Annotated in this window: 10 protein-coding genes, 1 pseudogene and 1 riboswitch; of the genes and pseudogenes, 7 read left to right on the top strand and 4 right to left on the bottom strand. The window is 64.8% G+C overall.

The features are described 5' to 3' along the window. A pseudogene (locus ACMO6A_RS01815) lies at positions 1-376 on the bottom strand (molybdopterin-binding protein); the annotation flags it as partial. Positions 377-615: 239 nt separating this feature from the next. Continuing rightward, positions 616-2,085: a helix-turn-helix transcriptional regulator gene (locus tag ACMO6A_RS01810; RefSeq protein WP_009304855.1), complete on the bottom strand. Its 1,470-nt coding sequence runs from the start codon at positions 2,083-2,085 to the stop codon at positions 616-618. A gap of 236 nt (positions 2,086-2,321) precedes the next feature. On the opposite strand from ACMO6A_RS01810, the gene ACMO6A_RS01805 reads away from it, so the two are divergent. The 4 genes from ACMO6A_RS01805 to ACMO6A_RS01790 all read left to right on the top strand — a co-directional run bounded on the left by ACMO6A_RS01805 (position 2,322) and on the right by ACMO6A_RS01790 (position 6,716). Then, positions 2,322-3,113, top strand: a complete 792-nt coding sequence (locus ACMO6A_RS01805) for a 4Fe-4S dicluster domain-containing protein (protein ID WP_009608863.1) — start codon at positions 2,322-2,324, stop codon at positions 3,111-3,113. A gap of 13 nt (positions 3,114-3,126) precedes the next feature. Further along, the gene (locus ACMO6A_RS01800) at positions 3,127-5,412 is read left to right on the top strand and encodes a molybdopterin-containing oxidoreductase family protein (RefSeq protein WP_009304857.1); all 2,286 of its coding nucleotides are present in this window, start codon (positions 3,127-3,129) and stop codon (positions 5,410-5,412) included. A gap of 64 nt (positions 5,413-5,476) precedes the next feature. After that, positions 5,477-5,998, top strand: a complete 522-nt coding sequence (locus tag ACMO6A_RS01795) for a cytochrome c3 family protein (protein ID WP_009608839.1) — start codon at positions 5,477-5,479, stop codon at positions 5,996-5,998. A gap of 28 nt (positions 5,999-6,026) precedes the next feature. Then, positions 6,027-6,716 carry a membrane protein gene (locus ACMO6A_RS01790; RefSeq protein ID WP_009304859.1) on the top strand — a complete coding sequence of 230 codons (690 nt, stop codon included), beginning with the start codon at positions 6,027-6,029 and terminating at the stop codon, positions 6,714-6,716. Between the two features lie 282 nt (positions 6,717-6,998). On the opposite strand, the gene ACMO6A_RS01785 is transcribed toward ACMO6A_RS01790, so the two are convergent. Next, entirely contained in the window at positions 6,999-8,447 is a 1,449-nt protein-coding gene (locus ACMO6A_RS01785) for an alanine/glycine:cation symporter family protein (protein WP_009304860.1), read from the bottom strand. Between the two features lie 104 nt (positions 8,448-8,551). Beyond that, entirely contained in the window at positions 8,552-9,049 is a 498-nt protein-coding gene (locus ACMO6A_RS01780) for an L-2-amino-thiazoline-4-carboxylic acid hydrolase (RefSeq protein WP_009304861.1), read from the bottom strand. Between the two features lie 197 nt (positions 9,050-9,246). Then, positions 9,247-9,422: riboswitch (FMN riboswitch) on the top strand. A gap of 138 nt (positions 9,423-9,560) precedes the next feature. Between ACMO6A_RS01780 and ACMO6A_RS01775 the strand changes: the two genes are divergently transcribed. From ACMO6A_RS01775 to ACMO6A_RS01765, 3 genes are all read left to right on the top strand, one after another. Next, the gene (locus ACMO6A_RS01775) at positions 9,561-10,166 is read left to right on the top strand and encodes an ECF transporter S component (protein ID WP_009608855.1); all 606 of its coding nucleotides are present in this window, start codon (positions 9,561-9,563) and stop codon (positions 10,164-10,166) included. A 4-nt stretch (positions 10,167-10,170) separates the two neighbouring features. After that, on the top strand, positions 10,171-10,992 hold the full coding sequence (locus tag ACMO6A_RS01770) for an energy-coupling factor transporter ATPase (RefSeq protein ID WP_114516553.1): 822 nt from the start codon (positions 10,171-10,173) through the stop codon (positions 10,990-10,992). Further along, the coding region (locus ACMO6A_RS01765; RefSeq protein ID WP_418470694.1) for an energy-coupling factor transporter ATPase at positions 10,968-11,850 on the top strand (883 nt) is incomplete at its 3' end. The genes ACMO6A_RS01770 and ACMO6A_RS01765, both read left to right, overlap by 25 nt.

Genomic DNA, 11,850 nt, shown 5'->3' with positions numbered 1-11,850 from the left:
GGTAGATGTTGTACGGCGTCTTGCCTTGACGGGCGCGCTCGGTCAGCTCGCTGGGGGTGCGCTGCACGATCTGGCCGCTCGGCAGCGTGCGCAGCTCGGGCGCCCATTGATCGACGTTCGCGTCCCACATGTCGTGCATGTCGTCGAGGTAGCCCTTGCCCGGGTAGGCGTCGAGCGAGATGCCGTCGTAGGTGGTGCCCTCCTCTCCGGCGATGATCGATTTCTGTTCGTCGGTGTAGTTCCGCTCCTCCGCTTGCGCGGCTTGCCGATCGTCCGTTGCAAGCGCCTCGTTCGCTTGGGGAGCGCAGCCGGCGATGCCGACCGTCCCCAGCAAGGCGCACACCGTGACCAGCGCGATCCTGCGTTGTGCGTGCATCGGTCTCCTTCCTTCCGTTTCCTCGTCCTGCGCGGCGGCCGAACGCTCAGCCGACCCCTCCGCGCGGAAGGCATCGTAAGGAAACAGGGGCGGCGCGCGCCATCGTCGAAGCGAACCATCTTTGGGATTCGGCGGCATCGTCCGAACCGGAGGATGCCGCCGAACAGGCAAAACGGCCCCGCAGATGCAGGGCCGCTCGCTGAAGTCGTGCGCGTCGGGAGGGAGAGGGCAGATCCGCCCTAGCTCGCATCGGCGGCTTCGATGATGTCGAGCAGCTCCTGGCGGTTGTGGATGTCGAGCTTCTGGTAGAGGTGCATGCGGTGCGTCTGCACGGTGCTGCGCGACAGGAACAGCTTCTTCTCGATATGCGCCGAGTCGCGTCCTTGCGCGATGAGCATGGCGATCTCCGTTTCCCGCGGCGAGAGCTGGTACTCCTGCGCAACCGCTTGGCATTTCGCTTTGAACGGCGCTTTACGCTTGTACGGGACGATTTGCACGAGCGCGTTCGCATCGGCCTCGGTGAACATGACCGCGTAACCCACCGCCACCGCAAGCACGGCCGCGAACACGATCAGATGCACGTTGTCCATGGTGAGGTGCTGCACGAACACCGAGCTGAACAGCGCACCGCCTAGCGACCCCAGCGACCAGAATCCGTACACGAGCCCGAAGAACCCAGGCGCATGAGTCGGGGAATCGCGGAACACCGACGCTGCGATGACCCAGACGAGCAGGAACACGAGCTGGTACATGATGACGCTGCACGTGTAGCCCACGATAGTCGCCTGCCCTGCCAGCACGATGGGCAGCAACAGGATGCTGGCAAGGCCCAGAAGGAATATCATGCGGTACAGATGCCCGAACTGGAAGCGCTCGCGATACGCCAGCAGCGCGTAGGCGAAAGCGACAGCCGCCACTACCACGACGAACGCCGCAGCATGGTACGCCACCGCGAAGGGCGAAGTCGTCACCTGCGTGCGCATGAACGCATCGAACTCGCTGCGGAACAGATGGTCGATCACGCCCCATGCGAACACGATGGCCGCCAGCTTCACGAGCATCAGCGTCGACGCTCCGTGCCCCTCTTGCGAGGCGGGAACCTCGCTCGACGGGCGTTCATCTGCGTGTTCGCGTTGCCCAACTCGCAGGCAGATCGTCGACACCAGGGGCAACGCGATGGATGTCGCGACGACCGTGTAGATATTCGCGATCGAGATGATGGCGTTGATGGCGCAGGTCAGCACTTGCGACAGGAACAGCGTGAGGAACATGCTCTGCGCCGATAGCCTGCCGAACAACTGCATCCAGAACAGGTAGAGCAAAACCGACAGCGACCCTGCAACCGCGATGACCACGTCGCCCGTTACCGACACGGAGTTCCTCGTAACGAGCGGCAGAACCAGCACGGCGCCCATGAGCGCCATGGCCACGCCGAGCGCGAGCGGCTTCACCGTGCGCTCGAGCACCGCGAACAGGCGTCGTCCGCCTAGGAATATCACGAGGCATGCCAGAGCAGCCGCCACGAGCGAAGGCATGCAGGCACCATGGGGAGGCTTGTTCACGAGCGCGCTCATCATGTTGTCCGGCGTGGCCGCCGTGAGCAACGTTGGCGAGATCGACACCGCGCAGCCGAATCCCACGGCAAGCGTCACATTGGCCCGCGTGACCGCCTTCGACCACGCGTCTTTCAGAGCAGTGCGATTCCCCATGGAAGACCCCCGTATCCCCTACGATCTTCCGCTTCCCATTCTACCCCAATAGCATGCGTCCGAACAACGTGTCGCCACCTGGGAAAACGAAAGATCATATAACGGAACCGATGCGGTTTCGCACGCTCATCCACCGCTTCCGATACCTCTTTCCCCAGCGATTTGCCAGAGTATTCGTAACGTCCTGCGCCGCACCGAGGCGCAGGGCACGGGGACATCGAGGAGAGGAGTCACGTATGACGAAATGGGGAATGCTCATCGACCTCAAGCGCTGCGCAGGGTGCGGGGCGTGCGTCGTGGCATGCCAGCTGCAGAACAACCAGAGCCCGGGCGTATCCTGGGTGAAGCTCGACACGGTTGAATGGGGCGAGGCCGCAGGCGAGGCGGGACGCGCTTACCTTCCGCACGCCTGCATGCACTGCGAAAATCCTGAATGCGTATCGGTCTGCCCGACCGGCGCCAGCCAGAAGCTCGACGACGGCGTGGTCATCGTTGATTACGACGCGTGCATCACCTGCGGCTACTGCATGTCCGCGTGCCCTTACGGCGCCCGCGTGCTCAACGAAGGAAAGGGCAATTATTTCGACGAGTACGCTCAAGCGCCCTACGAGGCTTACGGCGTCCAGCGCTCGCGCGTCGTCGAGAAATGCATCTTCTGCCATGAGCGCGCAGAGGAGGGGCTTCCGGTTGCCTGCGTGCTCAACTGCCCTGCGCACGCACGCTTCTTCGGCGATCTCGACGACCCTGAAAGCGACGTGAGCAAACGCATCGCCCTAGGCGATGCCGTGCGCGTCGACGAGACATCGTTCTATTACGTGCCCATGAACGGCATGGACGAAGACCTGCTGCCCACGGCCGCAGGAGGCGCTTTCGCAGAAAGTTCGAAAGCGGCGCCCGGCATCGACCCTGTCGCAGCGACGGTGGGCGTCGTCGCGGTAGCCGCGGTCGGCGTGGGCGTGGGCGTCGGAGTGAAGAAGTCGAAGGACAAGGCGAAAGCGCAAGCCAAAACCGAAGCGAAGAGCGAATAAGGAGGGCGCACTCATGACTACGATTGACGAAACAGCGATGCAACACACCATCAGCCGCCGCTCGTTCGTGAAGGGCGCGTCCGCCCTGGCCGCCGGAGGCGCGCTGGCCAGCGCGTTCAGCTTCGACATCGCGCACGCCGAGGGCACAGTTGACCCCGATGCCCCTGTCGAGAAACGCTACACGTACTGCGACATGTGCAATCAGGTTCCCAAGTGCGGCATGACCGCGTACGTCCAGGACGGCAAGATCGTGCGCGTCGAATCGAGAACGCCCCATCCCACCACGCCCCTTTGCGCCAAGGGCCTGGCAAGCATCCAGGAGCTTTACGACCCCAAGCGCCTGCAGACGCCGCTGCGCCGCACGAATCCCAAGGGCACCGGGCAGTCCCAATGGGAGCCCATCACCTGGGACGAGGCTTACGACACCATCGTAAGCGAGTTCAACCGCGTCAAGGACGCCGACGGCCCGGATGCCGTGATGTTCTACTGCGGCGACCCCAAGGAGCCACGCCCGCCTATCCAGCGCGTCGCAACGCTGTTCGGCAGCTCCACATACGGACTTGAAAGCTCGCTGTGCTCGACTGCCACGAACATCACGTCCCAGCTCGTGTACGGACGCGGTCAGAATTCGTCGGGATCCGACCCCACCGACGACACCGGCAGCTGCATGATTTGGAGCCTCAACGCGGCCTGGTCGCAGCCGAACCGCCACGCGAAGTTCATGGATCAGAAAGAGCGCGGCTGCAAGTTCGTCATCGTCGACCCGCGCATCACGCCCACGGTCATGGGCCTCGCCGACATCCATCTGCAGCTGCGGCCCGGATCCGACGGCGCGCTCGCCCTCGGGTTCATCAACATCCTCATCCGCGACGGGCTCGTGGACAAGCAGTTCGTCGAGGAATGGACGCACGGCTACGAAGGCCTCGCCGACTTGGCAGCCCAGTATCCGCCCGAGAAAGTCGAGGAGATCACCTGGGTGCCCGCGACCAAGCTGGAAGAGGCCGTGCACCTGCTGGCCGAAAACGCGCCCAGCACGCTGGTCACTAGCTCGGCAGGGCTCGCCCATTCCTCGAACGTGGGGCACGCGCTGCGCGCCGTGTTCATGATCCCCGCCCTCATGGGCATGATCGAGAAGAAGGGCGGGGTCATGTTCGCCTCGGGCGGCTTGCCGCTCGACGTGAGCGCGTCAACCGCGAAGTTCCGCGCCGAAGACATCTACGCCGAACAGGGATTCGCCGACAAGCGAGTCGATAAGGACGACTTCCCCGCCTGGGTATCGTTCACCAAGCACTTCCAGACGGCTCGCCTGCCCGAGTACATAGACGAGGGGAAGATCAAGGCCGCCATCCTCGTGGCCAGCAACGTGATGATCTGGCCCGAATCGGACCGCTACCAGGAAGCCCTCGGCAAGCTGGAGTTCGTGGCCGCCGTGGACTACTACGAGCGCCCCTGGACCCACGACTACGTGGACATCCTGCTGCCCGCCGCCATGTGCCACGAGCGCATGGCCCCCTTCGCCGCCTACGGCCGCAAGCTGTTCTTCCGCGAACCGTGCGTCGAGCCTGCCGGGCAGGCGCGCGAAGACTGGAAGATCATGCTCGATCTGGGATGCAAGCTGGGTTACGAGGAGCAGTGCTTCGGCGGCGACGTGGAAGCGGCCCTCGACAACATCCTGCAGACGGCGGGCCTCGACGTCACGGTGGATGACCTACGCGCCAACCCCGAGGGCCTGGAGATTCCCGGCAACAAGAACGAAGAAGGCAAGCACGCCAGCGGCAAGCTGCGCAAGGACGGGCAGCCCGGCTTCAACACGCCGTCCGGCAAGCTGGAGTTCGACTCAGAGATCCTCAAGGGTTTCGGCTACGAGGGGCTTCCCGTGTACGAGGAGCCGGTGCACACCCCCTACGCGCCCACCGAGGAGGACAAGCGCTACCCGCTCGTTCTGAACGCAGGCTCGCGCCTGCCCTATTACACGCATTCCAAGCTGCGCGAGATCCCTTGGCTCAACCAATTCATGCCTGAACCCGTCGTACGCCTGCACCCTCAAGACGCGCGCGATCGCTCCATCAGCGACGGCGACATGGTACGCGTGTTCAACCATCAGAACGAGATAGAGATGAAGGCCGAGGTGACGAACCTCGTGCACGCCGGGATGGTGGACATCTTTCACGGATGGCACCAGGCGAACGTGAACCTCCTGACCACGCGGGACTTCGATCCCATCACCGGCTTTCCGCCGTTCAGGTGCGGGTTGTGCGAAGTCGAGGCCACCGGCAAGGGACGCCTCGTCAGCCAATAGCCAGCCAACGGAAACGGCCCCGCCTGTACCGCGTTCCGTGCGGGCGGGGCTCCAAGGAGGAACCATGGAAGAACGGAAAAAGAGCCGCAAGGGGCTCGTTGCGCTCGGCGTCGCGGCGGTGGTCATCGTTGCGGCCGGCACGGGATTCTGGATATGGCACGAGCAGCCCAGCTTCTGCAACGCCGTCTGCCACACGCCGATGGACTCGTACGTGGAAGCCTACTACGCCGACGATGCGACGCTGCTGGCGACCTCGCATCGCGTTGCAGACGTCAGCTGCCTCGACTGCCATGTGCCCACGCTCGGCGAACAGCTGGCCGAAGGCGCTGCATGGGTGGCAGGAGGCTACGAACTGCCGCTCGAACAGCGGCAGTTCGACGACGAATTCTGCATGAACGGTTCATGCCACGCTATCGGACAGGGCAGCCTCGCGCAGATCACCGCGCAACGGGAGTACAACCCGCATAGCAACTACCACGAGGAACTGGCGTGCGGCACGTGCCACAAGTCGCACACCGCATCGGTCATGCAGTGCGCGCAGTGCCACAGCGACGCCGACGTCCCTGCCGGCTGGGTCGTTCGATAGCGGCCGCAAGGCTGGAAAGGAGGTTCTCATGGAGGTGTTGCTGGCGATCGTCATCAGCGTGCTGTTCGCTTTCGCGCTGCGCAAGCAGATCAAGCGCTACGCCGTGTCGTTCTACATCGTAGCCGCAGCCGCCGACGTGCTGTTCCTGTCGGGAGTGCTGTTCGGCGTGTCGAGAGAGTTCGCCGCCGCGGTGTACCCGTACCTCACGCGCTGCCTGCTCGGGTTCTCCCTGTTCGCGCTCGTCATGTACGTCGGAGCGCTGCCCGAGGGATCGAAGGCGCGCCAAATGCTCATGCCCATCCGAGGCGAACTGTCCATCATCGCCGCCATTTTCACCATCGGGCATGTGGCGAACTACCTGGGCACGTACCTGGCCGACATCCTGTCGGGGTTCGCGGGGATGTCGGCGGGCATGATCGCGTCGTTCATCGTGTCCAGCCTGCTCATCGTGTTGTTGGCGGCGCTCACCGTCACGTCGTTCAACACGGTGAAAACCCGTATGAACTCGGATGCGTGGAAGCGCTTGCAGAAAACCGCCTACGCGTTCTTCGGGCTGACGTACGTGCACCTCGTGCTGGTGCTGGCGCCTACCGTTTCCTCGAGCGGGCAGAAAGCCGCGTTCAGCATCGCCGCGTACACGGCGGTCATGCTGGTCTACGTTGTGCTGCGCACGGCAACGCACCTGCGTGCGAAGCGAACGCGACCCTCAACGTCGTAACACTTCGAACGCCCGGCTTCGAGCGCGCTCGAAGCCGGGCGCGAAAGGACGGCTCTCGCACATCCATGCAGGAGGGCCGCGCTGCCAACCTGGGCGCGAATCGGCACTCATGGCAATTTCTGCATCCGCTTCGCACGGCATCAGGCAACGATAGGGTTCAAAACCCCAGATGGCGAGATTTCTTCAGGCGACGTATCGCGAAACGTATCGGCGCACATTGCCATAGATGCCGATTCGCGCCCAAAAAAAGGAGGGGGGATGCGCCACCGAGCCTCGGCTGAGCTACTTCCCTTCCAGCTGCGGGATGGGCGCGTCATCGGGCTCGTCAAGGTTGCCGTCGTAGACATAGTGGCGCGTCTCGCGCGCGATCATGCCGCTGAGCAGCAGCACGACCACGATGTTGGGAATGGCCATCAGCGCATTGCCGATGTCCGAGATCGTCCACACTATGTCGCCCACGCCGATGGCGCCGAGGAAAGCCACGGCCACGTAAACCACCTGGTAGGGGCGGATGGCGTAACGGCCGAACAGATACGTGATGCACCGGTTTCCATAGTACGACCAACCCAGGATGGTGGTATAGCTGAACGCCACCATGCCCAGCACCAGGATGGGCGTGCCGATGTAGGGGATCTTCGAGAACGCCTCGCTGGCCAGCATCGCGCCGGAGTAGACGGTGGGATTCGCCAGGATGTCGGAGGCGATATCGGGGTTCGCCAGCATCGTGGACACCAGCACGATGCCCGTGAGCGCGCAGATGACCACGGTGGACCAGAAGGTGCCGGTCATCGCCACAAGCGCCTGCTGCGCCGGGTTGCGCGTGGAAGCCGCGGACGCCACGATGGGCGCCGAGCCCAGGCCCGACTCGTTGGAGAACAGGCCGCGCGCGCAGCCGAACTGCAGCGCCATCATGATGCCGGAGCCCACGGCGCCACCGAACGCGGCCTTCGAAGTGAACGCGCATTCCAGGATAAGGCCCAGCGCGTCGCCGACCAGCGCCCAATTGAACGCGAGGATGACGAGGCAGCCGCCCGCATAGGCCACGGCCATGATGGGGACGAGGCGCTCGCACACCTTCGAGATGGACTGCACGCCGCCGAAGATGACCACCGACACCAGCACCACGATGATCACGCCGACGATCCACGCGGGCACGTCCACGTTCGAGGTGATGATGCCGGACATGGCCGACGCCTGCACGGCCGAACCAGTTCCAATGGCCGCGATGGCCGCGAACGCGGCGAACGCCACAGCGCCGAGCTTCGCCCACCAGGGGGTATGCCCGCCGGGGCTGGGATCGCGCTTGCCCTCGGCGTTGCGCCTGAACGCGCGCTCCCAAATATACATGGCACCGCCCAGCATGGCGCCGTTGTGGTCGCGCACGCGGTACTTCACGGCCGCGTACACCTCGGCGTACTTCGTCGCGATGCCGAACACGCCGGTGATCCACATCCAGAACACCGCGCCCGGCCCGCCCGCGAGAATGGCCGTGGCCACGCCCACGATGGAGCCGGTGCCGATGGTGGCCGCCAGCGCCGTGGCCAGCGCGCCGAAGTGGCTGATGTCGCCTTTGCCCTCCGGGTCGCTCGATAGCGACAGCTTGATGGCCATCGGCAGCTTGCGCTGGATGAACCCCGTCTTGAAGGTGAAGAACAGATGCGACCCCAGCAGAAGCGCGATCATCGCGGGGCCCCATACGAATGCGTCGATGGTGTTGAGTAGTTCGAACATAATTCCGCTATTCTACCCCGGAGTTCGCCCGATCAGGAAAAACAACGCCTGCCGTCCACAAACGGTTACCCGCTCGCGCGCAACGACGCTTTTGACGGCTCGCTTCAGCGATGGTAGATGAGGTGGCAGACGTCGTCGCCGCGGGCGATGGTCTTGGGGAGGTCGAGCTCGCAGCCGTAGGCCTCGCCGATGCCGCGGTCGCCGCACATGGCCCAGTCGCAAAGGTTGGAAATCTCCTCGTCGGTGCAGCCCTGCTTCTGCCACGCCTTTACGAGCGGACAGTAGTGGAACTCCAACTCGAAGCGGTCGTCCTGCACGTCTTTGACATCCATCTCGAACACCATCTGCGCCGGCTTGCCGAACAGGCCTTTCTTGAGGCTTTTCAGACTGTTCGTGCCGCCGCCTTTCGCCACCAGCTCGGCGCCCTGGAACAGCCCGCAGCGTTTCACCGCCGCCGGAGCGAACGCGGCCGGGTCGGCGCCCGCCTTCGCCGCCTCGTCGGTGAGCAGGTACAGCCACAGCGCTCGATGCTCCAACAGCTCGCGAATGGCTTTGATGAGCGGATTCTTGATGCGCGGCTCGTTGACCACTTTGCTTGCCATGACGTCTCCCCTTTCCGGCGCTTCCCTCTTCGTCGCAACGATTATACGGCATGCGAGGAGTTCGCACGAGGCGCGCGGGCGCGAAGCTCCGCCTCGGCACTTTCGGCCGCCCAACCCACAAAACCTGCGCATTGTCCCCCTGCTTTGCGCTGCACGGTTGCCATACGGCAACAAGGCGGCTACAATGCAGCGCATGGATTCTGTTTCAGGGCGAGGTGCGATTCCTCACTGGCGGTAATCCGGCCGTCGGCGAAACGCCGAGCGAGCCGGGAGTCCGCGACCCTGCAAGCGCCCCCGATAGGGATCGCGTTTGCAGGCTGATTCCGGTTGGATCCCGGAACCAACGGTATAGTCCGGATGGAAGAGGCAGAGATCCGCGTCGCCCGCGCCTCGCGCGCATCGGCGCGGACCCCAAGAAGCCTGTATGGAAGGAATTCATACGGGCTCGTTTTCTCTTTAGGCCGGAAAACCTGACCCGAACGTCATGGCCTGCAAAGAGAAAGGGGTTGCCATGACCGGCAACGCACCGGGCACGAACGCCCAGGACACGTACGAATTCACCAACACCAACAAGTGGGACACCCGCCAGCTCGTCACCATGGCGCTCATGTGCGCGATCGGCGTGCTGCTGTCGTTCGTGGAATTCCCGCTGCTACCAGGCGTCACATGGCTCAAATACGACGCCTCGGCCATGCCCGCCATGGTGTGCGGCTTCGCCTTCGGGCCGGCCGCCGGCCTCGCGGTGGGCTACGTGGGCGCCATCATCCACGGCATCCTCATGGCGGATTTCTCGGGCGCCATCATGAACATCCTCGTGGTCACCGGCTTCATCCTGCCCGCCGCGCTGGTGTACCGCCGCTCGCGCACGTTCAAAAGCGGCGTCATCGGCCTCGTGCTGAGCGCCGTCGCCGCCACCGTCATGGCCATCCTGGGCAACCTCGTGATCACGCCGATGTGGCTGGGCGTGCCGCTGGACGCGGTGGTGGCCATGATCCTGCCCATCCTCACCCCGTTCAACCTCGCGAAGGCGGGCATCAACGCGGTGCTCACGCTCATCGTGTACAAGAGCATCTCCAATCTGATCACGCCCAAGAAGAAGCAGGTGAAGGGACGCTAGCCGCATGATCGAGTTCAAGGGAACAGGCTTCACGTACGACGGCGAGCGCTTCGTGCTGGACGGCGTGGACGCACGCATCGAGCGGGGCGAGTTCGTGTGCGTCCTGGGCGGCAACGGATCGGGCAAGTCGACGCTGGCCAAGCACGTCAACGCGCTGCTCGTGCCGGACGAGGGCAGCGTCACCGTGCTCGACCGCGACACGCGCGACGAGCGCTCCACCTACTTCATCCGCAGCAACGCCGGCATGGTGTTCCAGAACCCCGACGACCAGCTGGTGGCAAGCCTCATCGAAAACGACGTGGCCTTCGGCCCCGAGAACCTGGGCGTGCCCACCGACCAGCTGCGCCAGCGCGTGGCCGACGCGCTGGCCGACGTGGGGCTGCAGGGCTTCGACAAGCGCGAGACCGCGGCGCTGTCGGGCGGGCAGAAGCAACGCGTGGCCATCGCCGGCGTGCTGGCCATGGAGCCCGCCATCCTCATCCTGGACGAGGCCACGGCCATGCTGGACCCGCGCGGGCGCAAGGGTCTCATGCGCGTGTGCCGCGAGCTGCATGACCGCGGCATGACCGTGGTCATGATCACGCACTTCATGGAGGAGGCCGCGCAGGCCGACCGCGTCATCGTGCTGGAAGACGGCCACGTAGCCTGCGACGGCGCGCCTCAGGACGTGCTCGTACAGGCCGAGCTGCTGGAACGGCTGAACCTCGACCTGCCGTTAGCCGCCGAGCTGTCGCTGGAGCTGCAGCGGCGCGGCGTGCCCGTGGGCATGCACATCGAGACGACCACGTTGAAGGAGGAGCTGTGCCGATTGCTTTCGAAGGCGTAAGCTACTCGTACGCCGACCCCGCCCGCCAGGAGAAGCGGAAGTCGCGCGTGAAGCGCCGCCGCGAGGCGGGCGTGATCGAAAATCCCCCTTCTCTTGAACACGGAAAACCCGCCTGGGGCGCCGACCCCGACGCCGTCTGGGCGCTGCGCGACATCACGTTCGCGCTGGACGACGGCGAGTTCCTCGGCATCGCCGGGCATACGGGAAGCGGCAAGAGCACCCTCATCCAGCACATGAACGGCCTCGTGCATCCCACGCGCGGGCGCGTGCTGCTGGACGGGCAGGATCTGGCCGACAAGCGCGCGGCGCAGGCCTGCCGCGGCAAGGTGGGGCTCGTGTTCCAGTATCCCGAGTACCAGCTGTTCGCCGCCACCGTGCGCGAGGACGTGGCGTTCGGTCCCCGCAACCTGGGGCTTCCCGCCGACGAAGTTGATCGCCGCGTGGAAGCCGCTCTGGAAAGCGTGCGCCTCGACATCGTCGAGCTGGGCGACAAGAGCCCCTTCGAGCTGTCGGGCGGCCAGCAGCGCCGCGTGGCGTTCGCGGGCGTGCTGGCCATGGAGCCGCGCATCCTCGTGCTGGACGAGCCAGTGGCCGGGCTCGACCCCGTGGCGCGCGAGGAGTTCCTCGACCTCATCGCCCAGCTGCATGCGGGCGGGCTGACCGTGGTCATGGTGTCGCACAGCATGGACGACCTCGCCCGCCTGTCCGACCGCGTGCTCGTGCTGAACGAGGGCCGGCAGTTCGCGTTCGGCTCGCCGACCGAGGTGTTCGCGCACGGCGACGAGCTGCGCGCCATCGGCCTGGACGTCCCCGCCCCCCAAAAGCTGGCCTGCGAACTGCGCGAGGCAGGCGTGAACC

It is taken from the genome of Eggerthella sp. (genome assembly GCF_048329335.1).
GTDB lineage: Bacteria > Actinomycetota > Coriobacteriia > Coriobacteriales > Eggerthellaceae > Eggerthella > Eggerthella lenta.
Note: the sequence above shows the minus strand (reverse complement) of the source record. Positions and strands in the feature narration are given on the sequence as shown.